The sequence below is a fragment of the Xanthomonas sp. 4461 genome (assembly GCF_024806475.1).
GTDB classification, from domain to species: Bacteria; Pseudomonadota; Gammaproteobacteria; order Xanthomonadales; family Xanthomonadaceae; genus Xanthomonas; species Xanthomonas arboricola_F.
The window spans coordinates 766,546-787,862 of the sequence record NZ_JANTYV010000002.1 but is presented as its reverse complement, the minus strand read 5'-3'; the positions used below and the strand labels follow the sequence as shown (position 1 = coordinate 787,862).

Here is a 21,317-nt window from a genome sequence, read left to right as displayed (position 1 = left end):
GGCCAGGGGATTTGCAGGCAATGGAGATGATGGCGATGCAGCGCGCGCTCACGCGTTGGAGCTGTCGTCGCGATGACACAGAGTGCGGCAGGCTTCATGGCGCGTGCCAACACCAATGCCAGGGTTCGTAGACGATGCCATGCGGATTGTCGCGCGGATAACTCAGGCGGTAGCCGAACTGCTCCGCGTGACTGCCCAGCCAGGCAAATGCAGCGGTGGCTTCGAACGATTCTTCGGCCGGGGGTTCGCCAGGAGTGCCGATATCGAGTGCGTCGCCGCTGTGGTGTTCGCTGAAGCCGGGCGCGGCGTTGACTGCCAGAATCTGCTCCAGCGCCAGCCCGCGTGCGAACTTGCGTTCGAAGATGCCAAGTTGGTAATCGTGGCTGCGATACCCGGAGATTGCATCGAGCACGATGTCCGCACGCAGTGCGGCCGCACGTATCTGCCTCCATGCACGCGCGGCGCCTGCGCTGAGCCAGAGCGGCCGGCCGAAGCGATCGCGCCCGGCGTACTGCAGCGTTGCCGGTTCGGCGATCAGGCGCAGGCCGGTGCGTTGCACATAGTCATCGGCAACAAGCCCGAGCTGTGTCAGTCGATGCTGCAAGCCGTCGATCGCAAGAACGCCGGCGTGGCCTTGGCGACATCGAACGGTCGCGTCTTGCAGTCGGTCCAGTGCCTCGTCCAGGCCGGGCTCGCGCGCCAGTCGCGGCACCAGCGGCATCAGCCCGTGCGGCAGTTGCGCGGCCAGATAGCGTCCATCGCGCTTGCGCCGCAGTAGCCAGTCGGCCTGCGCCAGCACGCGGGCGTCGGCATTGCTGCGCGCACGCAGCAGGGCGGCCGGTACCAGCTCGATAGCGGTGGTGTTGAGCAGCAGGGACGGCGTTGTACGCATTGCGACAGGGTAGGGCTAAGCGCGTTGCGCGGCCAGTTGCTGGAGATCCTGCAGCAGCTGGCGCGGCTGTTCGGGGCTGAGCACGAGTACGCTGCCGTCCTTCAACGGGAGGGCCAGCACGCGGGCAGACTGGGTGATCAGATAGAAACCCGGGCCCGCCTGCCTGCTGCGGTAGTACCCGGACTGGAAGCCCGGGTAGCCAAAACCCAAGGACTTTCTGCCCGGCTTGAAGGCAGTGTCCCTGGCCAGGTCGATCACGCGCGCCGTGTCCAGCCGGATCTGGTCGACGGGCACCCGCCTGGTGAACAGTGTCGAGCGCACGATCAAGCGCTCGTCCTGGAGCCGGATACTGCGTCGCGCATGCGCGGCAGTGCAGCTCACCGCAACTGTCAGCAGCAGTGCCAGGTGGGCGTACAGGGCGGCAGGATGCCCGTCGCGGGCATTGTCCGCATGGACCACGACGATCACGCATGCTGAAGCCAGCAACGGGAGCCACAGCCACAGCGCCAGCCTCCAGGGCGCGACCGCAGCGACGGCGTAGTCACGCCGGTATGGTGGCGGACGGTGACCGGTATGTGCAGTGGGCGGTGCGACGTTGCCGGGGCGTTGGACTGTTCGCGTTGTCATCTGGCTTCCCTGGCGGGCACCGGCGACGCAGCCCTCGCCGTCATGCGTGGGTGTCTGGCAGCGAGTATGTCGAAGGTGTGTGGTGCGGCAATCACAACCTGGATGTCATCGCCGTTGAAGGCTCGGATAGAGGGCCGCGATGCGGCAACGCCAAGCCCGCGCCTGCTCATGCCTCGGATTCCTTGTCGTCGCGTGGCTTGGGCAAACGTCCGGCCTTGCGTAGCGCATCGCGCAACACGTATTCGATCTGCGCATTGAGGCTGCGCAGTTCGTCGTCGGACCAGCGCTGCACGGCTGCCAGCACATCGGCGCTGATGCGCAGCGGGTAGGCCTTCTTTTCGCTCACTCGCGCTCACCGCGGCCGCTGTGACGGTGCAGGTGCATGACCATCGAGACGATCAAGACGTTGACGCCGATGATCATGCCGATCACCACTGCGTAGATACCGGTGCGGTTGTCGCCGGCCCAGTACAGGCAGGCGGCACCGATCAAGATCACCAGGCTGATCAAGGCCCAGCGCAGGCCCAGGCCGCGCGCGCGGTCGTCGTCGTCCGCACCGATGGAGGCGGCGATCGCCAGCGCGGGCAGACCGGACAGGGCGACCACCAACGGCACCATGACATTCATTGCTTGACCTCAATAGAGCGAGCCGGTGTTGACCACCGGTTGGGTGCCGCGATCAGAACACAGCACGGTGAGCAGGTTGCTGACCATATGCGCCTTGCGCTCTTCGTCCAACTGCACGACGCCGCTTTTCTGCAACTCGGCCAATGCCATTTCCACCATGCCCACGGCGCCTGCAACGATGCGCGTGCGTGCGGCGATCACCGCATTGGCCTGTTGCCGCTGCAGCATGGCCTGGGCGATTTCCGGTGCGTAGGCCAGGTGGCTGATGCGCGCTTCGATGACGTCCACGCCGGCCTGGGTCAGGCGTTCGTCCAGATGCCGCTTGAGCTGTTCGCTGATTTCGGCCGGATGGCTGCGCAACGAAATCTGCTCATCTTCGTGCTGGTCGTAGGGATAGCTGGTGGCCATCGCGCGCAGCGCCGCTTCGGACTGGATGTGCACGAAGCTTTCGTAATCGTCGACGTTGTAGACCGCCTCCGATGCATCCATGACCTGCCACACGATCACCGCGGCGATCTCGATCGGGCTGCCATCGAGCTCGTTGACCTTGAGTCGTCCGCTCTCGAAGTTGCGCACGCGCTGGCTGACCCGGCGCTTGGCGTAGAAGGGGCTGTTCCAGCGCACGCCCTGATCCTTGACGGTGCCGACGTACTTGCCGAACAGGCTCAGCACTGCGGCCTGGTTCGGTTCCAGGGTGTACAGGCCGGCCAGCACGAACACGTTGCCGGTTGCGATCAGGATGGTCGGCAGCATGCTCAGAATCGGCAGCAACCCCATGCCGGCCGCGATCAGCGCCGCGGCTGCCAGCAGCAGCACGACGACACTCGCGGCGATCACCGGAATGCCTGGGACGGAGCCGAGCGACTTCTCTTTCATGGTGGGGCATCCTTGATGGGTGTGGATAAAAGATATCAGATTGATATCAGGATTCGACTGGTTTCCGACCAGCGGTCGTGCCGCCCGCCCGTTAGAATGGCCGCCCCCTTCCGATCTGGACCCGCGCTCATGACCACTCTCGGCACGCCGTTATCGCCCTCCGCCACCCGGGTGTTGCTGCTGGGGTCGGGCGAACTGGGCAAGGAAGTGGCGATCGAGCTGCAGCGCTTCGGCGTGGAAGTGATCGCCGCCGATCGCTACGCCAATGCACCGGCGATGCAGGTGGCACATCGCTCGCACGTGCTGGACATGCTCGATCCCGCCGCGCTGCGCGCGCTGATCGCCGCCGAGCAGCCGCATCTGATCGTGCCGGAGATCGAAGCCATCCATACCGAAACCCTGGTGGCGCTGGAGCGCGATCAGGGCCAGCGCGTGATTCCCACCGCGCGCGCCGCACGCCTGACCATGGACCGCGAAGGCATCCGTCGCCTGGCTGCCGAAACCCTGGGCCTGCCGACCTCGCCGTACCGGTTTGTCGACACCGCTGCCGAGTACCGCGATGCGATCGCCGCGGTGGGCCTGCCGTGCGTGGTCAAGCCGGTGATGTCGTCCTCCGGCAAGGGCCAGAGCACGTTGCGCAGCGAGGCCGACATCGATGCGGCCTGGGACTACGCGCAGACCGGCGGACGTGCCGGTGCCGGCCGCTGCATCGTCGAGGGCTTCATCGATTTCGATTACGAGATCACCTTGCTGACCGTGCGGCATGCCGGCGGAACCTCGTATTGCGACCCGATCGGGCATTGGCAGCAGGATGGCGATTACCGCGAAAGCTGGCAGCCGCAGCCGATGTCGGCCGCCGCCTTGCAACGTTCGCAGGAGATTGCGAAAGCCATTACCGACGATCTGGGTGGCTGGGGACTGTTCGGGGTGGAGTTGTTCGTCAAGGGCGACGAAGTGTGGTTCAGCGAAGTCTCGCCGCGCCCGCACGACACCGGCCTGGTGACGCTGGTGTCGCAGGACCTGAGCGAATTCGCGCTGCACGCCCGCGCCATTCTCGGCCTGCCGGTCGGTGCCGAGAACGGTGGCGTGATCCGTCAGAGCGGCCCGTCGGCGTCCTGTGCGCTACTCGCGCACGGCAATGGCGTGCCGGTGTTCGACAACGTGGCCGATGCACTGCGCGACCCGGACACCGCCCTGCGCCTGTTCGGCAAACCGCGCGTGGACGGCCACCGCCGTGTCGGCGTCACCTTGGCGCGTGCAGAGAGCATCGATGCGGCACGCGAGAAAGCGCGTGTGGCGGCTGCGGCGCTGACGATCCAGTTGCAAGGCTGAGCAGCGGCCTGCTTGAAAGAGGTCCGCCCGGTGTTGCACTTCTTTCGGAAAGCCAGCTGCGGTATGTGTCGACACGCTTGCCATCACCATTGAAGGCAAGCGTGCGAGCGATCACGCGTCGACGTGCGGCGGGCGTCAGTTCGCGACGGGGCCGATTCGCGCCGTGCGTGCGTTCGCTATCCCCGTCATGCCGGCTCGGGAAGTAAGACCGGTTCCAACGACGCGACTTTGCCCCCCACCCGCTAATCCCGGCTACAAGCCGACATCCACCCACACCGCATGATGGTCGCTGCCATCGGCAATCGCCGCTTCCGGAGCGGTGCTGGCCGGCCAGAAGATGCCGCTGCCGATCAGGGTGAACCGGTGCGATGGCAGTACGTAGTCCAGGCGCATGGTGCCGGCCTGCGGGCCGAAGTCGCCGGTGACCTGGTGCGGGTCGCCGATGTGCACGATGCCTTGCGCGGCGTATTCGGCAGTCTTTTCCGGGCCGCCGTCGCTACGTGGGGTGGGGTACTGCAGCACGCGCGGGTGATGGATCAATGCGCTGATCGCTTCGTGGCGGCCGGCACCATCGATCGGGTCGTTGTTCAGATCGCCAAGGATCACAAAGTGCGCATCGGCTGCCAGGCCGCCGCAGATTCCCTTGTCATCGCACAACCAGCGCTTGCTGTCGGCCGCGTTGTCCAGGTATGCACGCCACAGCGCGAGCTCGTCGTGGTTGCGGGCGGCATTGCGTTTTTCCGCGCCATCGAACACCGGCGGCGTCGGGTGCGAAACCAGCGCATGCACGACACCGAGCGGCGTGCGCACCGGCACATCCCAATGCGATTTTGACGACAGGCGCAGCTGCGACCAGATCGCGTCGCTGTAGAACGAACGCCCGGTCCCCGGATCCAGCGGCCGCAGCGCACCCGGCAACGCGCTCCATTTGAGCAATTGAAAACTGCGCACGGCCTGCGCATCGATCGGATACCGCGACAGCACCAGCATGCCGTACTGGCCGGGATGCAGCCCATAGCCCCAGGCATCGTTGCCGCGGGTGCGGCCGTCGCCACCGACACTGCCGTTGTTGTCCAGGTCCAGGCCGCTCGGCACGCCGGTATTGACCGGTGCCAGATACCGATATGGGTAGCGCAACGCGTCTCCGCCGCCCGGCTGGGCGACCTGCAGATAGCGCTGCTGGAACAGATCGGCAGCGCGGTGGTCGGGATCGAAATCGAATTCGTTGAGCAGCACCAGATCAGGGCGCACGCGCTGCAGCACGGCGGCGATCTTGCGTGCATGCGCGCTGTCGCCCTGCAGTTCGCGCACCAGGCCGCCGGCCTCGTCGGAGTACAGCGAGGTGTTGTAGGTGGCGATGCGCAGCTGTGTCGGCACAGCGCCGCCCGCGCTATCGGAGGTGGCGGCCGATGCAGGCGTGCGATGGGTGCAGGCGGCGCAAAGCGCGGTCAATGCGAGCAACAGAAGAGGTCTGATCATCGCGCGATTCTCGCATGCCGGATGCGACAGGCCGATGTCGCGCGCTGCGATTCACGGTGCCGATGCGGCCGGCGGCAGCCCGCGCCACTGACGGCCGTCGTAGGCCTCCAGTGCGTTGAAGCGACGCTTGTAGTTCATCTTGGCGTGGCCGTCGATCCAATAGCCCAGATACACGTGCGCGCGTCGCTCGCGCTGCGCCCATTGAATCTGCTGCAGGATCGCGAAGGTGCCCAGGCTGCGGGCGGCCGCCTCCGGCGCGTAGAACGTGTACACCGCCGACAGCGCATGCTCGGTCACATCGGTGACCGCGACGGCGAGCAGTCGTCCCGGGGCATGCGCCACGGACGGTTCGCGGATTTCCAGAAACCGCCCATGCGACCAGCCGCCGATCAGGAACTGATCGAATTCGCTGCCGCCGTGCTCGTCCATGCCGCCACCGGGGTGGCGGGATTTAAGGTAATGGCGGTACAGGGCCAGTTGCTCGTCGGTGCGCTCGGCCGCGACCACGCGCACGACCAGATCCTGGTTGCGCGCAAGGCAGCGGCGTTGACTGCGATCGGGCCGAAACGCATCCACCGCAATGCGCACCGGCACGCATGCGCGGCAGCGCTCGCAATGCGGCCGGTACACCAGATCGCCGGAGCGACGGAATCCCCATGCCAATGCCTGCGGATAGATCGTGCCAAGGCGCGGGTCATGCGGGTCCAGTACCAGATCGCGCGCACGACGCTCGGGCCAGTAGCCGCAGGCATGCTCACCGGTCTGGAACAGGCGCAGGTCGTCGTGGGTGTCGGCGTGAATGGCCATGCGCGCAGGATAGCGCCTGTGCGTCACAACAGCGGCGACTGTCCGCCGGATGAATACGCCAGGTGCGCGCGTCAACGTGCGCGCCGATGGCTCGTTGATGTGGGTGTTGGTGGCAGCGCACGGCCTGTCCGGATGCGCCACCCACGCGATGCGGCCCATGCAGGTGCCGCGTGTGGTTCCCACAATCAGGAGTTTCCCATGACGTCTCGCAAACCTTTCCTCGCCCTGGCCGTGCTGGCTGCGCTGTCCACCGGCGTCGTGTTCGCCGCCACTGTGCCTGTTGCCGGCGATGCGCCGCGTCCTGGCAAGCTCGACAGCAATAACGATGGCGTCATCGATCGCAGCGAAGCGGCCGCCGCCCCCAAGCTGGCCGCGCAGTTCGATACGCTGGACGCCAACAAGGACGGCAAGCTCTCGCGCGATGAGCGCCCGCGTCATCGCGGCCCGGGTCGCGACGGACGTGGTGACTGGATGGCCAGATTCGACACCAACAAGGACGGCCGCATCAGCCGCGAGGAAGCCAAGGCCGATCCGAAGTTTGCCGCGCGCTTCGATCAGATGGACCTCAACAAGGACGGCTTTGTCGATCGTGCCGACCGTGAGCTGCGCATGCAGCAGCATCGCGATGCCTGGTTTGCCAAGGCCGACACCGACAAGGACGGAAAGCTGAGCAAGGCCGAGTTCGATGCCGCATCGAAGCTGCGCGGCGAGCACGGCCCGCGTGGCCCAGGTGGGCACGGTGAGCATGGCGACCATGGCAAGCGTCCGATGCCGGCCAAGCCCGCCGCAGGCAACTGAGTATGTAGGTGCAGTGCAACGGGTTGAACAATGCAGTGCTCGGATGATGCCGTCGTCATGGCGGTGGCTCATCCGCAACGGGTAACAAGGCGCCGATCGACAGACGGCCTCCCGCGAAAGCAGGAGGCCGTTTTTTGTGCGCACGTTGTCGGATCTGCCAGGTACGGGGAGTGTTTACCGCCTCTAGTTGCGGCAATCGCCTCATCGCCGACTAATGGCCACCTCCAAGCGCCGTTGGTCGACCTGGGGCGGAACCTCGATCGCGCCTTCTGCGGCGGCAAGGGTGCGGCAACTTGCGAGCGCCACGTTGGTCAATCGACATCATCCGATGACCGAGATCGCCTCAACAAGCCAGACAAGCGCCACGTAGAATGCTGCTGGCACGTGCAGGTGGCACACCTCGCGCGTGTTGGTGACAAACGCGCTACGCGCATCCGGCCGATCTGCCACGTGCGGGCCACTGGCATGCGGATCGATCCCTGTGTTGGAGTACCTCATAGCATCCCCAGCTTGATGTAGTGATGCAGGATCGGCAGCACCACCGCGACGTTGCTGACGATCACTGCGCCAGGGCTGAACATGCAGCGGTAGAGCAACGGTGCCCGGGTGGCCCCACGCCGACGTGCATCGCGCTCCAGCATCGGGTGCATCACCCGCGGCAGCACCATGAGGGACTGATAGTTGACCACCAGCAGGCCTGCGCATAGCGCCAGCAGCGACGCCCATGGGCTGACTTCGACCCATCTCAGCATCAGCGTGGCGCTGCAGACCAGCACGGAGACCAGTGTGATTGCACGTATAAAACGTCGCACGGCTGCCGCCTCGCTGGGCGATTGCGCAAAGCGCAACAGGTAGTGGCCCGACCAGTAGGTGGCCAGCGCGGCGATCAGCACGCTGCCTGCGGCCAATAGCGCCGGCGCGCCCAACCAGACACTCGCCGCGCCTGCTGCGCCACCACTGCCGAGTGCCGCGCCGGTCAATCCACCGGCGCCGAGTTTACCTGCGCCCCCGAGACTGCCCAAGGCGATGGCCGCGCTGGCGGTGCCGGGTGCCGCCAGCATCGTCGCCGAGGTCACTGCCGTGGCAAACGCGACACTGGGGGCACTGCTGCGTGCGACTTCGCCGAACCTGCGCAGCAACTCGTCGCGCACGCTGGCGCGCGCACGCGACAGGCGCTTGCGAACCGCCGCATCGCTCAGACCGAGCAGCGAGGCCACCTGCTGCGAGCTCTGGCTTTCGCGGTAATACAGCAGCAGGGTTTCGCGGCTTTCTTCGGGCAATGCGGAAATGATGTCGAGCGCGGCGATCTCTTCCTCCGCCTTCAGCAGGCGGTCGGCGGGCGAGGGCGCAGGGTCGGCGGCCATGGCGATCGCCAGATCCGCCGCCTCGCCGCTGAGTGCGCGATGGCGATTGGCGCGTAGCCAGTCGCGTGCCAGATTGCGGGTGATCTGGCGCAGCCACGGCAGGAAGCTGGCGGGCTGATGCAGTTGCGCCAGCCGCTGCCAGGCGCGCAAAAACGCTTCCTGGGCGATGTCCTCGCTGGCGGCGATATCGCGGGTGATCGCAAGTGCAATCGCGGTGACGGTGTTCTGGCAGGCACCGACGATGCGGCCGTATGCCTGCTGGCAGCCGGCCGCGGCACTGGGCAGTTCGCGTTGCAGCATCAGATCCAGTGTGTCGGCATTCATCGGCGCAATCCCGTCCTGTTCCCAGCATGACGCATGGGCACGGTGGATGTGACCGATACGATGTGGTGGTGGGCGGATGCGGCCTTGGAGACGCCGGTCAACGATCATGCACGGGCGCAGCCGAGCCGATGCTCCATCGACCGGGGCTGGCCCGGCTCTTCAACGCATGAGGACACGGTCCGCAGCGAACGCATTGTTGGTGTCGCCAGGTGGGTCACCCGGTCCCGGCAGTAGCGGCATGACACGATCGGTACCGGCGACCGCAAGCGATAACGGTCGAGCGACTGCCGACCGCGACCGGGTCTGAGCCGCATCGACGGCGCATGATGGCCGCCGTCCGCGCCGAACCCACCGTCGGTGTCGATCCACTGATCGACCTGCATCCCAGGTAGCGGCGCAGTGGGGACGTGCCTGTAGCCATGGTGGGCAGCGAGCGAGTGGGTACGCCCATGCCGGCCCGGGCCGACCCACGCAGCATCAGCGGCGCTCAGCGCGCCGGCTGGATCCGCACCCGCATTTCTTCCTCGTCCGCCGGTGGTGTCGCGTCCGGGGTCGATCGCGAGGCGGGCTGGGTGGCCGGCGCGACCGGCGCCGGAGCGCTGCGATGGCGCATCACCACCACCATGGCGACCGCGCCAATCACCAGCAACAGCATCAGACGGATGCGCCATGCCCAGCTGCGTGCGGTGGTGCTGGAGCCGTTTTCGCCTTCGCGGAAGGTGTATTCCACGTTCGGCAGATCGCGGCGGGTGGTATCGAGCAGGCGTGCTTCGCGCAGCAGGTCGCGCGCGCGCGGCTGGTCGTCGGCGTGCACGATCCACACCGTGGGATAGGCCTGCGCGTTGCCTTGCTCCAGGTAGCTGAACTGGCCGGTGCGCTTGCTCTCATAAGAGCGGCCATTGCTCATGCGCACGTCGATGCCGGCGTTGCGCAACAGATTGGCCACGCCCTCGGCGGTTTCGATACGTTGACTGCTGAAGATCTTGCGCATGCTGGTGAAAACCGCCGTTGGGTCCGGAACAGATGGCGCCAGTGCTGCGCCGGTTCAAGATGAAAGAAGGATGCCGCTGATCGCTGTCGCTAGCTGGCCGCACGCGCGCCGGCGAACACACCCGCGCATGGTCGTGGCCACTCGCATGCCGGGTGGTGAACCGCCAGCGCGCCCAGCCCCTGCGCTGTCGATGAATGAGTCCGCGCCACAAGCGCGCCACGCATCTGCGCCTAGCCCTTGGCCGGCACGGCAATCGCGCTGCCGTCGGGCACCACGCGGATCAGGCCTTCCTGCGTGGTGCTGGCGACCAGCACGCCATCGCGGGTGAAGAACTGCCCGCGTGCCAGGCCGCGCGCGCCCTGTGCAGTGGGGCTGTCCAGCGAGTACAGCAGCCAGTCGTCGGTACGGAAGGGGCGGTGGAACCAGAGGGCATGGTCGAGCGAGGCCATCTGCACATTCGGCGTGTAGTAGCTGATGCCGTGCGGAAAGGTAGAGGTGCCTAGCAACTGGAAATCCGAAGCGTAGGCCAGCAGCACCTGGTGCAGGCCGACATCGTCGCCGATCGGGTCGTTCAGGCGCAGCCACATCTGCTGGAACGGTGGGCGCTTGGGTGGCTTGAGCTCGTCGCGCGGAAACACATGGCGAAATTCGAACGGGCCACCGCGCGAGAGCCAGCGCTGCACCTTCGCCGGCAGCTTTGCCAGCACCTCCGGCGCCAGCGGCGCGGCCGGTTCGATGTCTTCCGGCGGCGGCACCACCGGCATCGCCGACTGATGCTCGGCGCCGTCTTCGTGTTCCTGGAACGAGGCCGCGCAGAAAAAGATCACCTTGCCGTGCTGGATCGCGGTGACCCGCCGCACCGAGAAACTGCCGCCATCGCGGGTGCGGTCGACGTCGTAGACGATCGGGTGGTCGATATTGCCTGCACGCAGAAAATAGGCGTGCAGCGAATGCGCCTGGCGGCCGTTTTCCACCGTGGCCTGCGCGGCCGACAGCGCCTGGCCCAGCACCTGCCCGCCGAACACGTACTTGGTGCCGATGTCGCGGCTCTGGCCGCGAAACAGGTTGTCTTCCAGGCGCTCCAGCGACAGCAGGCTGATCAGTTCGGAGACGACGGGTTCGGCGGTGGCGGACAAGAGGCTGGCCTGGGCGTGCGACGGACCACGATTATAGCGGGCCGCCTGCCAGCCACCGTGCGGGGGCCGGGCTCAGGCCTTCTGTAGCCGTGCGGCCAGGCCGCGCAGCGCGGCCTGGGCATCGGGTGCGTACCAGCCATCGACAAAGCGCTCCAGCTGGATCAGCTCCGGCGCCAGTGCAGCGCGCAGATCCGCCCTGGCCACCGCGCGCGTGGCCAGCATCGGCTGCCGTGGCAGTTGTTGCAGCTCCTGCAGCCACGCCACCGCGCGTGCGGTGACCAGCTCGCCATCCACCAGCTCGTCCACCAGGCCGATCTGGGCGGCCTGTTCGGCCGGCAGCAATTGCCCGGAAATCAGCAGGCGTTCGGCGCGATGCGCCCCGACCACGCGGCGCAGCAGCCGCTGGATGCCTTCCGGCGCCGCTAACCCCACCTGCACTTCATTCAGGCCGATCGTGTACGGCCTTGCGCTATCGGCGCTGCGCGCCATCACCCGGTAGTCGCAGCACAGCGCCAGCACGCAACCGCCGGCCGGTGCATGGCCGCCGATCGCCGCCACCACCGGCACCGGGCAATGGGCCAGCGCCTGCGCTGCCTCGAAGAAGGCCGTCCAGCTAGCCAGCAGCGCAGCGCGGTCGGTGCCATGCGACAGCAGGTGCGGCACATCCATGCCACCGGAAAAAATGCGTTCGTTACCCGACAGCACCACGCCGTCGACATCGCTTCCCAGCTGCTGCACGGCGGAAGTCAGTGCCTGGCAGAGTGCGGTATCCAGCGCATTGACCGGCGGGCGCGCCAGGCGGAGTTCGCGAAGACGGCCGTGGTCGAGGATTTGGATGCTCATGCGGGGCTCCTGAAAGTCGGGTCATGATAGACGGCCGTCGCTGCATGCAGCGCGTACATGCAGGCGCGCTGCTGGTCCGGTGCTGGTCCGGTGCTGCGTTTTGGCGCGCAGGCACATCGCACATCAAGCGCATATGCCGAGCCAGCTGTTTCACCAGGGGCGGGAAATGCGCAAATAAAAACGGCGGCTCCATCAAGAAGCCGCCGTGTGTCATTCAACCGCGTCCGTGCTGAGCGCGATCAGCTGCTCGCTGCGCGTACCGCATCCGGCAGCGCCGCGCTCTTGCCGGTCTGCGTATCGATCCACACCACCACCACATTGCCGTCCGAATACAGCACGCCCTCGTCCTTCTGGTCGACGATGCGGTGGCCGATGGTGATGCTGCTGCTGCCCAGGCGCTCGACGAACAACTCCACCGTGATGTCGTTGGGCCACACCAGCGGGCGCTTGTAATTGACGTTGGTGGCGGCGACCACTGGCGCGATACGGTCGGTCATCGACACGCCTTGCACGCCCAGCATCCAGCGCACGCGCGCTTCTTCCAGGTACGAGATGTATTTGGCGTTGTTGACGTGGCCCATGCTGTCCATGTCGCGCCAGCGCACGCTGATCGGGATGCGTGCCAGGATCTTGTGTTCGCTCATCAGCTTGCCTTCTTCTTTGCAGTCTTCTTGGTGGCGGACTTGGCGACCTTGGTCACCTTCTCCGGTTTGACCTTGCGCGGCGGGCGCGCATCCGGCTTGTTGGCCATCGCGGCCGGGCGGGTCTCGCGCGCCTTGACCGACGGCAGCATCTTGGCCAGGAACTGCCCGGTGTAGGATGCCTCGTGCGCGGCCACCTCTTCCGGTGTGCCGGACACCAGGATGGTGCCGCCACGATGGCCGCCCTCCGGGCCCAGGTCCACGATCCAGTCGGCGGTCTTGATCACGTCCAGATTGTGTTCGATCACCACCACCGTGTTGCCCTCGTCGCGCAGCTTGTGCAGCACGCCGAGCAGCGCTTCGATGTCGTGGAAGTGCAGGCCGGTGGTCGGCTCGTCGAGGATGTACAGGGTGCGTCCGGTATCGCGACGCGACAGTTCCTTGGACAGCTTGACGCGCTGCGCCTCACCGCCGGACAGCGTGGTCGCGCTCTGCCCCAGCTTGATGTAGCTCAGGCCGACATCGACCAGCGTTTCCAGCTTGCGCGCGATCGACGGTACCGGCTCGAACAGGCGCAGCGCATCTTCGACAGTCATCTGCAACACGTCGCTGATGTTGAAGCCCTTGTAACGGATCTCCAGTGTCTCGCGGTTATAGCGTTTGCCATGGCAGACATCGCACGGCACATAGACGTCGGGCAGGAAATGCATCTCCACCTTGATCATGCCGTCGCCCTGGCAGGCCTCGCAGCGGCCGCCGCGTACGTTGAAGCTGAAACGGCCCGGCGAATAGCCGCGCGCGCGCGACTCGGGCACCTGTGCGAACAGCTCGCGCAGCGGAGTGAACATGCCGGTATACGTTGCCGGGTTCGAGCGCGGCGTGCGTCCGATCGGCGACTGGTCGATATCGACCACCTTGTCGAACAGATCGAGATTTTCGATCTCCCGGTGTGCCGCCACCGGATGCGAGGCGCCGTTGATCTCGTTGGCTGCCAGCGAAAACAGCGTGTCGTTGATCAAGGTCGACTTGCCCGAACCGGACACACCGGTGATGCAGGTCAGCAGGCCGGCCGGAATCTCCAGGTCGACATTCTTGAGGTTGTTGCCGGTGGCCCCGCGCAGATGCAACATCATCTTCGGGTTGGGCTTGTGGCGCTGCTTGGGAATCTCGATGCGGCGCTTGCCGGACAGGTATTGCCCGGTCAGCGAACGTGGCGAGTCCAGGATGTCCTGCAGCGTGCCTTGCGCGCAGATTTCGCCACCGTGCACGCCCGCGCCGGGGCCGATGTCCAGCACATGGTCGGCCAGACGGATGGCGTCTTCGTCATGTTCGACCACGATCACCGTGTTGCCGAGGTCGCGCAATCGCGTCAGCGTGCCCAGCAGGCGCTCGTTGTCGCGCTGATGCAGGCCGATCGACGGCTCATCCAGCACATACATCACCCCGACCAGGCCGGCGCCGATCTGGCTGGCCAGTCGGATGCGCTGCGCCTCGCCGCCTGACAAGGTGTCGGCCTTGCGTTCCAGGGTGAGGTAATCCAGGCCCACGTCGACCAAAAAGCCCAGGCGCTCGGCGATTTCCTTGACGATCTTGCTGGCGATCTCGCCGCGCCAACCCGGCAGCGACAGGCCCCGGAAAAAGCTCAGCGCTTCATTGACCGGCAACACCACCAGCTCCGGCAGCGGACGATCCGCCACAAACACGTTGCGCGCAGCACGATTCAAACGCGTGCCATTGCAGGCAGGGCAGGGCTGCTGGCTGACGTACTTGGTCAGCTCTTCGCGCACGGCCGGCGATTCGGTCTCGCGGTAACGGCGTTCCAGATTCGGCAGGATGCCTTCGAAGCGGTGCTTGCGCGTGGTGCGCCCGCCCGCATCGGTGAAGTAGGTGAAGCTGATCACCTCATCGCCGCTGCCGAACAGCACCGCCTGGCGCACCTTGGCCGGCAGCGAGTTCCACACCGCATCCACGTCGAACTTGTAGTGCTTGGCCAGCGAGGCGATCAGCTGGAAGTAATAGGCGTTGCGCCGGTCCCAGCCGCGCACCGCGCCGGCCGACAGCGACAGCTCCGGATGCACCACCACCCGGTCCGGATCAAAGAACTCGGCCACGCCCAGGCCATCGCAACTGGGGCAGGCGCCCACCGGTGCGTTGAACGAAAACAGCCGAGGTTCCAGCTCCGGCAGCGAGTAATCGCAGACCGGGCAGCTGTACTTGGACGAAAACAGGTGCGGCGCCGCAGCCGGGTCGTCCAGCGACTGCACCGCCACCATGCCTTCGCCCAGCTTGAGCGCGGTCTCGAAACTTTCTGCCAGGCGCTGCTTGATGTCCTCGCGCGGGCGGAAGCGGTCGATCACCGCCTCGATGGTGTGCTTCTGGCGCAGCGCCAGCGGCGGCACCGCGTCGATTTCGTACAGCTCGCCATCCACGCGCACGCGCACGAAACCCTGCGCGCGCAGCTGCTCGAACACCTGCGCATGCTCGCCCTTGCGCTCGCGGATCACCGGCGCCAGCAGCATGTAGCGCTGCTCCTGGTCCTGGGTGAGCATGTGGTCGACCATCTGGCTGACCGTCTGCGCCTCCAGCGGGAAGCCGTGGTCCGGGCAGCGCGGCTGGCCGACCCGCGCGTACAGCAGGCGCAGGTAGTCGTAGATCTCGGTGATCGTGCCGACCGTGGAACGCGGGTTGTGCGAGGTGGATTTCTGTTCGATCGAAATCGCCGGGGACAGGCCTTCGATATGGTCCAGGTCCGGCTTTTCCATCACGCTGAGGAACTGGCGCGCATACGCCGACAGCGACTCGACGTAGCGGCGCTGGCCCTCCGCATAAATGGTGTCGAACGCCAACGACGACTTGCCCGAGCCGGACAGGCCGGTGATCACGATCAGTTTGTCGCGAGGCAGGTCGAGGTCGATGTTCTTGAGGTTGTGCGTCCGCGCGCCGCGGATGCGGATGAAATCCATCGCCATGGGGGATCCGATGTCGGGCCGGCGAACCGGCAGTGGTGCGAGCGTGCTCAGCAGGAATGAGTGGCAGTCGATCAGCCTACCCGCCGACCTAGGTGAGGGCAATTGCCCCAAATGCCAGTCTGCCGGGGCCGTTGTGGCGGCCGGATGATGCGTTCCACCCGTCCGATTCGGGTGCGCGGCTGCGAACCTGCTTGCGGGTTGACCCGAAACCCGCTAGGCCAGTACAATCCCGCTCCTGTCTGCCCCATGGGCAAGTCAGGCGACCATAATAACTACAGAGGAACACCTGGTCATGTACGCAGTTCTGGTAACCGGCGGTAAGCAATACCGCGTCGCGCAGGGCGAAACGCTCCGCGTGGAAAAGCTCGAAGTCGAAGCAGGCAACGAGATCAAGTTCGACACCATCCTGATGCTGGGCGACAGCGATGGCATCAAGCTGGGCGATGCGCTAAAGGGCGCCTCGGTCACCGCCAAGGTCGTGGCCCATGGCCGCGCCGACAAGGTGCGCATCATCAAGTTCCGTCGCCGCAAGCACCACATGAAGCGTCAGGGACACCGTCAGTACTACACCGAAATCGAGATCACCGGCATCGCCGGTGGCGACAAGAAGTAAGGAGAACCAGTCATGGCACATAAAAAGGGCGTAGGTTCCTCGCGCAACGGTCGCGATTCCAACCCGAAGTACCTCGGCGTGAAGATTTTCGGTGGCCAGGCCATCGACGCCGGCAACATCATCGTGCGTCAGCGCGGCACCCAGTTCCACCCGGGCGCCGGCGTCGGCCTGGGTCGTGACCACACGCTGTTTGCGTTGGTCGACGGCAAGGTGGAGTTCTCCACCAAGGGTCCGAAGAAGCGTCGTACCGTCAGCGTGGTTGCCGAGGCGTAATCGCCCGCTCCATGCAGGCCAGTTCGCAGCCGTGCCCAGCGCGGCTGCCAACGACACGGAGAGCCCCGCTTCGGCGGGGTTTTTCGTTTGACGGCCGGGAGTGGGGATTGGGGATTCGGGATTCGCAACAGCGGATTTCGAGAGTCCTGATACCGTTGCTTCCTGCTGTTTCCGCGGCCGCCAAGCGGCGTCCTGCGTTGGTGTTACCAATCCCAAATTACGAATCCCAAATCTCATGAAGTTAGTCGACGAAGCAGAAATCCTGGTGACCGCCGGTAATGGCGGCAATGGCTGTGTCGGCTTTCGCCGCGAGAAGTTCATTCCACTTGGTGGTCCCGACGGTGGCGATGGCGGTGCCGGCGGCAGCGTCTGGATCGTCTCGGACGAGAACGTCAACACCCTGGTCGATTTTCGTCATGAGCGCACCTTCAAGGCGCAGCGCGGCGAGAACGGCATGGGCCGTCAGGCCTATGGCAAGGGGGGCGAAGATCGCGTCATCGTGGTGCCGGTCGGCACCGTGGTCATCAATGTGCAGACCGACGAAGTGATCGGCGACCTGACCCAGCATGGCGATCGACTGCTGGTGGCCAAAGGCGGCAAGGGCGGTCTGGGCAACATGCATTTCAAGAGCTCGGTCAATCGCGCGCCGCGCCAGTCCACCACCGGCGAAGAGGGTGAGGAGCGTCTGCTCAAGCTCGAGCTCAAGCTGCTGGCCGACGTCGGCCTGCTGGGTTTCCCCAATGCCGGCAAGAGCACGCTGATCCGCGCGGTGTCCTCGGCGACGCCGAAGGTGGCCGACTATCCGTTCACCACGCTGTATCCGAATCTGGGCGTGGTCAGTGTCGAGGCCTATCGCAGCTTCGTGATCGCGGACGTGCCGGGCCTGATCGAGGGTGCCGCCGATGGTGCCGGCCTGGGCACGCAGTTCCTGCGCCATCTGCAGCGCACCCGGCTGCTGCTGCATCTTGTGGATATTTCGCCGATGGATGGGGGCGTGGACGCCTCACCGGTGGATCAGGTGCGCACCATCGAGCGCGAGCTGGAACGTCACGATGCCGAGCTGCTGAAGAAGCCGCGCTGGCTGGTCCTCAACAAGGCCGATCTGATGTTCGAGGACGAAGCGCGTGCCGCCGCCGAAACCATCGTGGCCGAGCTGGGCTGGACCGCGCCGTGGTATCTGGTGTCAGCGCTGGGGCGCGATGGCACGTTCCCGATCATGAAGGATGTCATGGCGTTCTTCGACCGCCAGCGCGAGGACGAGCTCGAGGCGCGCAATGCGGGCTGAGTGCACGTACAGGCACACAAAAAACCCGGCCGAGGCCGGGTTTTTCTGTGTTGCCGGAAGCCAGGCTTCCGGTAACGGCGCGGCTGATCGCTTACGCGGCCTTGATGGCCTTGATGCGAGCGGTCAGACGGCTCTTGTGGCGCGCAGCCTTGTTCTTGTGAATCAGGCCACGGGCGCTGAAACGGTCGAGGATGGGCTGAGCAACGGCGAAAGCAGCTTCGGCGCCTGCGGCATCGTTGGCGTCAAGGGCCTTGATCACCTTCTTGACGGCGGTGCGCAGCATCGAGCGCTGTCCGGTGTTGCGCTCATTGCGCACAACGGTCTGCTTGGCGCGCTTCTTGGCGGACTTGATATTGGCCACGGTGGTGGTTTCCTGAAGAATCGGTGTAGTGGAAAAAGCAAGCGGGAAAGTATGATGGACCCAGATATGTACGTCAAGTCAGTTGTCAAGAGGGATGCAGCGTGAGCAAGCCTGGCATGTTGAGAGGCCTGCTCTCATTCAGCAGTATGACCATGGTGTCGCGGGTGCTGGGACTGGTTCGCGACCAGGTCATCACCACCACCTTCGGCACCAATGCAGTGACCGATGCGTTTTGGGTGGCATTCCGGGTCCCCAATTTCCTGCGCCGGCTATTTGCCGAAGGGTCCTTCGCCACCGCGTTCGTGCCGGTGTTCACCGAGATCAAGGAAACCCGCCCGCATGCGGACCTGCGCGAGTTGATGGCACGGGTGGCAGGCACGCTGGGCGGAGTGCTGCTGCTTGTCACCGCGCTGGCGCTGATCTTCGCGCCGTCGCTGGCCACGCTGTTCTCCAGTGGGGTAGATACGGATCCGGCCAAGCATGGCCTGCTGGTGGATCTGTTCCGTCTGACCTTCCCGTTCCTGCTGTTCGTCTCGCTGACCGCGCTGGCCGGCGGGGCGCTGAACAGTTTCCAGAAGTTCGCCATGCCGGCGCTGACCCCGGTGATCCTCAACCTGTGCATGATCGCCGGCGCCGTGTGGCTGGCGCCGAAGCTGGGCGGCACTCCGGAAAAACAGATCCTGGCGCTGGGCTGGGCGGTGCTGGCGGCAGGCATGCTGCAGTTGCTGTTCCAGCTGCCTTCGCTGAAAGGCATCGACCTGCTGACCCTGCCGCGCTGGGGCTGGCAACATCCGGGCGTGCGCAAGGTGCTGACCCTGATGGTGCCGACCCTGTTCGGCTCATCGATCGCGCAGATCAACCTGCTGCTGGACACCATCATCGCGGCCAGGCTGACCGATGGCTCACAGTCGTGGCTGTCGCTGGCCGACCGCTTCCTGGAATTGCCGCTGGGCGTGTTCGGGGTGGCGCTGGGCACGGTGATCCTGCCGGCGCTGGCGCGCCATCACGTCAAGACCGACCGCAACGCGTTCTCCGGCGCGCTGGACTGGGGCTTTCGTACCACGCTGCTGATCGCGATGCCGGCGATGCTCGGCTTGCTGCTGCTGGCCGAGCCGCTGGTGGCCACCTTGTTCCAGTACCGCCAGTTCACTGCCTTCGATACGCGCATGACCGCGATGTCGGTCTACGGGCTGAGCTTCGGCCTGCCGGCCTACGCCATGCTCAAGGTGCTGCTGCCGGCGTTCTACGCGCGCCAGGACACCCGTACTCCGGTACGCGCCGGCGTGGCGGCGCTGGTGGCCAACATGGTGTTCAACTTCGCGTTGCTGGCAGTGGTCTACCAGATCATGGTGCCGCCCGAGCTCAAGGCCCAGGGCGTGATGCAGGCGCTGGGCAAGCAGCCGGGTCTGCATCTGGCGCTGGGCATTGCGAGCGCGCTGTCGAGTTATCTCAATCTCGGGTTGCTGTGGTACTGGCTCGGCAAGTCCGGCGTCTACCAGCGGCGGCCGGGCTGGGGCGGCTATGCGGTACGCCTGTTGCTGGCGTGCGCGGCCATGGTAACGGTGCTGTTGGGCGTGTTGTGGTGGCTGCCATCGTTCACCGTGATGGATAAATGGCATCGCATCGGTTGGTTGGCGGTGCTGGTCGGCAGCGGCGGGCTGACCTACGTGGTCGCCCAACTGGCGTTGGGGTTGCGGCCGCGGCATCTGCGGGAGAACTGAGCCGACCTGCTTCCGAACATTGCAGCGGCCCCTGGCGAGCTCCGCCGGGGTGTCTGCAATCAGCGCGGCCGCACAGGCGTGGAAGGTCCGCGGCGGCCCTGGCCGACGTTACGGCCGGGGAGCGGATGCCAGTCGCTGCCTGGCCAGGCCACGCGCGTGGGTGGTGCTGCGCGCGCCAGGCGCGCCCATGCGGCTTGACAGGCATGGCTATACTTACAAGTTATGTATCAGCGAGGGTCGGCCACCAGGCCGGCATCTGTTTGGATCGAGGAATGAGCAGGCTGTTTAGAGACGTCGAGGGCGGGACGCTGTTCCCGCACGGAAGCGTGGTCTGCATCGGCGCTTTCGATGGCCTGCACCTGGGGCATCGGACGCTGGTGCAGCACGCCATCGCGCGCGCGCGCGCACTGGGCGTGCCGGCGGTGGCGTTGAGCTTCGAGCCGTTGCCGCGCGAATTTTTTGCGCCGGCCGCGCCGCCGCCGCGCTTGACCCTGGCGCGCGCCAAGATCGAAGGCCTGTACGACTTCGGTGCCGACAGCGTGGGCCTGATCCGTTTCGACGGCCGCTTGTCGGCAATGAGTGCCGAAGACTTCGCACGGCTGGCGCTGGTCGGCCGGCTATGCGCCAAAGAGGTGTGGATCGGCCCGGAATTTCGTTTCGGCCATCGGCGTGGCGGCGATATCGGCTTGCTGCGTGCGTTGGGTGAACAGCATGGATTTGCGGCTGGCGAAATCACGCCGGTGCACCTGCACGGCGAGCGGATTTCCGCCACGCGGATTCGCGAGCTGCTGGGCGCCGGGGAGTTCGTGCATGCCGGGGAACTGCTCGGCCGCCCGTATGCCATCGGTGGGCGGGTGGTGCGCGGCAAGCAACTGGGGCGCACGCTGGGCTATCCCACCGCCAATCTGCGTTTCCCGCGCACTCCCGCGTTGTCGGGCATCTACGCGACCTGGGTGCATGGCGTGGCCGAGCGGCCGTGGCCATCGGTGTCCAGCTTCGGTACCCGGCCCACCGTGGCCGGCGTGGAGCCATTGCTGGAAGCGCACCTGTTCGATTTCCAGGGCGATCTGTATGGCCGGCATATCGAGGTCGAATTCGTCGCCAAGCTGCGCGATGAAGAAAAGTTCGATGGGCTGGACGCGTTGACCGTGCAGATGCATCGCGACGCCGAGCAGGCCCGCGCCGTGCTCAAGGCGAGCCCCTCGCGCCTGCCTGCCGATGCGGGCGTTGCTCGTTCCGTCGGTCTTCCCGTTGAGGGGCAGCGTGACAACGCTTCGCGCCATTTGGCAGATGCAGACGCCGTCGATGCCACCGCTTCGCAACATCCCCGTACATCTCCTTACGCAGCGCAACGGTAG

General features: G+C 65.8%; 21 protein-coding genes. 7 read left to right on the top strand and 14 right to left on the bottom strand.

Features of this window, described 5'->3' with window-relative positions; all coding sequences use genetic code 11:
* Positions 1–94: 94 nt before the first annotated feature.
* The 5 genes from FHY19_RS11120 to FHY19_RS11100 all read right to left on the bottom strand — a co-directional run bounded on the left by FHY19_RS11120 (position 95) and on the right by FHY19_RS11100 (position 3,022).
* Positions 95–892, bottom strand: a complete 798-nt coding sequence (locus FHY19_RS11120) for a M15 family metallopeptidase (protein ID WP_259166104.1) — start codon at positions 890–892, stop codon at positions 95–97.
* Positions 893–907: 15 nt separating this feature from the next.
* Entirely contained in the window at positions 908–1,360 is a 453-nt protein-coding gene (locus FHY19_RS11115; protein WP_259166103.1) for a PH domain-containing protein, read from the bottom strand.
* Between the two features lie 325 nt (positions 1,361–1,685).
* Positions 1,686–1,865, bottom strand: a complete 180-nt coding sequence (locus tag FHY19_RS11110; RefSeq protein ID WP_259153215.1) for an Arc family DNA binding domain-containing protein — start codon at positions 1,863–1,865, stop codon at positions 1,686–1,688.
* Positions 1,862–2,146, bottom strand: coding sequence for a hypothetical protein (locus FHY19_RS11105; protein ID WP_259166102.1), 285 nt, complete (start codon positions 2,144–2,146; stop codon positions 1,862–1,864). The genes FHY19_RS11110 and FHY19_RS11105 overlap by 4 nt, the downstream gene beginning before the upstream one ends.
* Positions 2,147–2,155: 9 nt before the next feature.
* Positions 2,156–3,022, bottom strand: a complete 867-nt coding sequence (locus FHY19_RS11100; protein WP_259166101.1) for an SPFH domain-containing protein — start codon at positions 3,020–3,022, stop codon at positions 2,156–2,158.
* Positions 3,023–3,151: 129 nt separating this feature from the next.
* Here FHY19_RS11100 and purT point away from each other — a divergent pair, with 129 nt between their 5' ends.
* Positions 3,152–4,354: a formate-dependent phosphoribosylglycinamide formyltransferase gene (gene purT, locus FHY19_RS11095; protein ID WP_259166100.1), complete on the top strand. Its 1,203-nt coding sequence runs from the start codon at positions 3,152–3,154 to the stop codon at positions 4,352–4,354.
* Positions 4,355–4,606: 252 nt separating this feature from the next.
* Here purT and FHY19_RS11090 read toward each other — a convergent pair whose 3' ends face one another.
* Positions 4,607–5,833, bottom strand: a complete 1,227-nt coding sequence (locus FHY19_RS11090; protein WP_259153218.1) for an endonuclease/exonuclease/phosphatase family protein — start codon at positions 5,831–5,833, stop codon at positions 4,607–4,609.
* 51 nt (positions 5,834–5,884) lie between these two features.
* Positions 5,885–6,799: an arginyltransferase gene (locus tag FHY19_RS11085; protein ID WP_259166098.1), complete on the bottom strand. Its 915-nt coding sequence runs from the start codon at positions 6,797–6,799 to the stop codon at positions 5,885–5,887.
* 39 nt (positions 6,800–6,838) lie between these two features.
* On the opposite strand from FHY19_RS11085, the gene FHY19_RS11080 reads away from it, so the two are divergent.
* Entirely contained in the window at positions 6,839–7,438 is a 600-nt protein-coding gene (locus tag FHY19_RS11080) for an EF-hand domain-containing protein (RefSeq protein ID WP_259153219.1), read from the top strand.
* A gap of 494 nt (positions 7,439–7,932) precedes the next feature.
* Here the strand turns inward: FHY19_RS11080 and FHY19_RS11075 are convergent, their stop codons facing one another.
* From FHY19_RS11075 to uvrA, 6 genes are all read right to left on the bottom strand, one after another.
* Positions 7,933–9,126, bottom strand: a complete 1,194-nt coding sequence (locus FHY19_RS11075; protein WP_259166096.1) for a sigma-70 family RNA polymerase sigma factor — start codon at positions 9,124–9,126, stop codon at positions 7,933–7,935.
* Positions 9,127–9,613: 487 nt separating this feature from the next.
* Entirely contained in the window at positions 9,614–10,117 is a 504-nt protein-coding gene (locus FHY19_RS11070) for a DUF2007 domain-containing protein (protein ID WP_259166093.1), read from the bottom strand.
* A 230-nt stretch (positions 10,118–10,347) separates the two neighbouring features.
* Positions 10,348–11,253 (bottom strand): acyl-CoA thioesterase II, encoded by a 906-nt coding sequence (gene tesB, locus FHY19_RS11065; RefSeq protein WP_259153222.1) that lies wholly within the window; start codon positions 11,251–11,253, stop codon positions 10,348–10,350.
* A gap of 72 nt (positions 11,254–11,325) precedes the next feature.
* Entirely contained in the window at positions 11,326–12,096 is a 771-nt protein-coding gene (locus FHY19_RS11060) for an enoyl-CoA hydratase/isomerase family protein (protein WP_259166092.1), read from the bottom strand.
* A gap of 239 nt (positions 12,097–12,335) precedes the next feature.
* Positions 12,336–12,740 (bottom strand): thioesterase family protein, encoded by a 405-nt coding sequence (locus tag FHY19_RS11055; RefSeq protein ID WP_259153224.1) that lies wholly within the window; start codon positions 12,738–12,740, stop codon positions 12,336–12,338.
* The gene (gene uvrA, locus FHY19_RS11050) at positions 12,740–15,706 is read right to left on the bottom strand and encodes an excinuclease ABC subunit UvrA (RefSeq protein WP_259153225.1); all 2,967 of its coding nucleotides are present in this window, start codon (positions 15,704–15,706) and stop codon (positions 12,740–12,742) included. Before uvrA ends, FHY19_RS11055 begins: the two co-directional genes overlap by 1 nt.
* A gap of 292 nt (positions 15,707–15,998) precedes the next feature.
* Between uvrA and rplU the strand changes: the two genes are divergently transcribed.
* From rplU to obgE, 3 genes are all read left to right on the top strand, one after another.
* On the top strand, positions 15,999–16,319 hold the full coding sequence (gene rplU, locus FHY19_RS11045; protein WP_005989959.1) for a 50S ribosomal protein L21: 321 nt from the start codon (positions 15,999–16,001) through the stop codon (positions 16,317–16,319).
* Between the two features lie 12 nt (positions 16,320–16,331).
* Positions 16,332–16,592, top strand: coding sequence for a 50S ribosomal protein L27 (rpmA, locus tag FHY19_RS11040; RefSeq protein WP_003484326.1), 261 nt, complete (start codon positions 16,332–16,334; stop codon positions 16,590–16,592).
* A 235-nt stretch (positions 16,593–16,827) separates the two neighbouring features.
* Complete coding sequence (obgE, locus tag FHY19_RS11035) at positions 16,828–17,877, top strand: GTPase ObgE (protein ID WP_259153246.1); 1,050 nt, start codon at positions 16,828–16,830, stop codon at positions 17,875–17,877.
* Between the two features lie 91 nt (positions 17,878–17,968).
* Here the strand turns inward: obgE and rpsT are convergent, their stop codons facing one another.
* On the bottom strand, positions 17,969–18,238 hold the full coding sequence (gene rpsT / locus FHY19_RS11030) for a 30S ribosomal protein S20 (RefSeq protein ID WP_002807888.1): 270 nt from the start codon (positions 18,236–18,238) through the stop codon (positions 17,969–17,971).
* 116 nt (positions 18,239–18,354) lie between these two features.
* On the opposite strand from rpsT, the gene murJ reads away from it, so the two are divergent.
* Positions 18,355–19,959, top strand: coding sequence for a murein biosynthesis integral membrane protein MurJ (gene murJ, locus FHY19_RS11025; RefSeq protein WP_259166091.1), 1,605 nt, complete (start codon positions 18,355–18,357; stop codon positions 19,957–19,959).
* 272 nt (positions 19,960–20,231) lie between these two features.
* Positions 20,232–21,317, top strand: coding sequence for a bifunctional riboflavin kinase/FAD synthetase (locus tag FHY19_RS11020; RefSeq protein WP_259166090.1), 1,086 nt, complete (start codon positions 20,232–20,234; stop codon positions 21,315–21,317).

Excerpts from the sequence above, each read along its gene's own strand:
- FHY19_RS11100 (WP_259166101.1), bottom strand. The coding sequence starts at position 3,022 with ATGAAAGAGAAGTCGCTCGGCTCCGTCCCAGGCATTCCGGTGATCGCC.
- purT (WP_259166100.1), top strand. The coding sequence starts at position 3,152 with ATGACCACTCTCGGCACGCCGTTATCGCCCTCCGCCACCCGGGTGTTG.
- FHY19_RS11080 (WP_259153219.1), top strand. The coding sequence starts at position 6,839 with ATGACGTCTCGCAAACCTTTCCTCGCCCTGGCCGTGCTGGCTGCGCTG.
- FHY19_RS11090 (WP_259153218.1), bottom strand. The coding sequence starts at position 5,833 with ATGATCAGACCTCTTCTGTTGCTCGCATTGACCGCGCTTTGCGCCGCC.
- rplU (WP_005989959.1), top strand. The coding sequence starts at position 15,999 with ATGTACGCAGTTCTGGTAACCGGCGGTAAGCAATACCGCGTCGCGCAG.
- FHY19_RS11120 (WP_259166104.1), bottom strand. The coding sequence starts at position 892 with ATGCGTACAACGCCGTCCCTGCTGCTCAACACCACCGCTATCGAGCTG.
- FHY19_RS11070 (WP_259166093.1), bottom strand. The coding sequence starts at position 10,117 with ATGCGCAAGATCTTCAGCAGTCAACGTATCGAAACCGCCGAGGGCGTG.
- murJ (WP_259166091.1), top strand. The coding sequence starts at position 18,355 with ATGTTGAGAGGCCTGCTCTCATTCAGCAGTATGACCATGGTGTCGCGG.
- obgE (WP_259153246.1), top strand. The coding sequence starts at position 16,828 with ATGAAGTTAGTCGACGAAGCAGAAATCCTGGTGACCGCCGGTAATGGC.
- FHY19_RS11075 (WP_259166096.1), bottom strand. The coding sequence starts at position 9,126 with ATGAATGCCGACACACTGGATCTGATGCTGCAACGCGAACTGCCCAGT.
- rpmA (WP_003484326.1), top strand. The coding sequence starts at position 16,332 with ATGGCACATAAAAAGGGCGTAGGTTCCTCGCGCAACGGTCGCGATTCC.
- FHY19_RS11105 (WP_259166102.1), bottom strand. The coding sequence starts at position 2,146 with ATGAATGTCATGGTGCCGTTGGTGGTCGCCCTGTCCGGTCTGCCCGCG.
- uvrA (WP_259153225.1), bottom strand. The coding sequence starts at position 15,706 with ATGGCGATGGATTTCATCCGCATCCGCGGCGCGCGGACGCACAACCTC.
- FHY19_RS11020 (WP_259166090.1), top strand. The coding sequence starts at position 20,232 with ATGAGCAGGCTGTTTAGAGACGTCGAGGGCGGGACGCTGTTCCCGCAC.
- FHY19_RS11085 (WP_259166098.1), bottom strand. The coding sequence starts at position 6,799 with ATGGGCCGCATCGCGTGGGTGGCGCATCCGGACAGGCCGTGCGCTGCC.
- FHY19_RS11060 (WP_259166092.1), bottom strand. The coding sequence starts at position 12,096 with ATGAGCATCCAAATCCTCGACCACGGCCGTCTTCGCGAACTCCGCCTG.
- FHY19_RS11055 (WP_259153224.1), bottom strand. The coding sequence starts at position 12,740 with ATGAGCGAACACAAGATCCTGGCACGCATCCCGATCAGCGTGCGCTGG.